We start from the raw sequence: 999 nt of genomic DNA, 5'->3' as shown, positions 1-999 counted from the left end.
CGCCCCCCCGCGCTGCCGGGGGGTTGTGCGGGGGGGCGGCACCCCATCAGGGGATCCCGCCCTCACTTGTGCCGGGGGTCCGGGGGTCCGGGGGCGCTCAGAGGCCCAGCGCGCGCAGCACCAGCCCCGACGCCGGTTTCGGCCCGAACGACGTCGACTTGCGCGGCATCGTCACGCCCTGGCGGGCGAGGTCGCGTACGACCTCCTCGCGGACCGGGTGCAGCAGGACCGCCGTACCGCCGTTGCGCTCCGCCTTCTCGACCGTGGCGGCCGTGTCGTGGATGTAGGCGATGTGCGTGGGCGAATCCTCGGGGATGCCCCAGACATGGTCGAGGAGCGCTGCGTGCAGGACCGTGGCGTCCAGGGTGCGCCAGGCGGCGGGGCGGTCGGCCGGGACGGTACGGGCCAGCAGGTCCGGGTCGGGGTGGTCGATCAGGTGGAACGCGCCGTCGCCGGCCAGCAGGAAGGCGTTGCCCGCGCACGCCGAATCCGCGAGGGCCTCCAGAGCCTCGGGCAACGGCACGTCGAGGTGGCGTACCCGGAACAGGCCGTCGAGGGACGCGATGGCGTCCGCCACCGGCAGACCGTGCAGCAGACGGTGGATGGCGCGGACGCGGAGCGGGTAGCGCACCGTGTCGACCAGGAGGACCAGACCGTAGTCCCAGGGGCTGGGGGAGGCGTGCTCCGCGCGTAGACGCAGATACGTCGCCCAGCGGTGGTGGCCGTCGGCGATCAGGGCCTGGTGATGGGAGAGGTCCGACTGGACGAGGGACACGTCGTCGGGGTCGGTGACCGACCAGAGGCGGTGGAGGAAGCCGTCCTCGGTGGTCGTGGAGAGCAGCGGCGGCTGTTCGGCGGTGCGTTCGACGACCTCGGACGCGGAGCCGTTGCCGCGGTAGGTCAGGAGCAGGGGCTCCAGGTTCGCGGACGTGGCCCGCATGAGGGCCGCCCGGTCCGCGACGACGGGCGGCATGACGTCCTCGTGCGGCAGGACCACGC

General features: G+C 73.7%; 1 protein-coding gene. It reads right to left on the bottom strand.

The features are described 5' to 3' along the window. Positions 1 to 97: 97 nt before the first annotated feature. The coding region (locus ACFW2E_RS33400; RefSeq protein WP_384471607.1) for a DUF1015 family protein at positions 98 to 999 on the bottom strand (902 nt) is incomplete at its 5' end.

This window comes from Streptomyces sp. NPDC058964 (assembly GCF_042741275.1).
In the GTDB taxonomy this organism is placed as follows: domain Bacteria; phylum Actinomycetota; class Actinomycetes; order Streptomycetales; family Streptomycetaceae; genus Streptomyces.
Note: the sequence above shows the minus strand (reverse complement) of the source record. Positions and strands in the feature narration are given on the sequence as shown.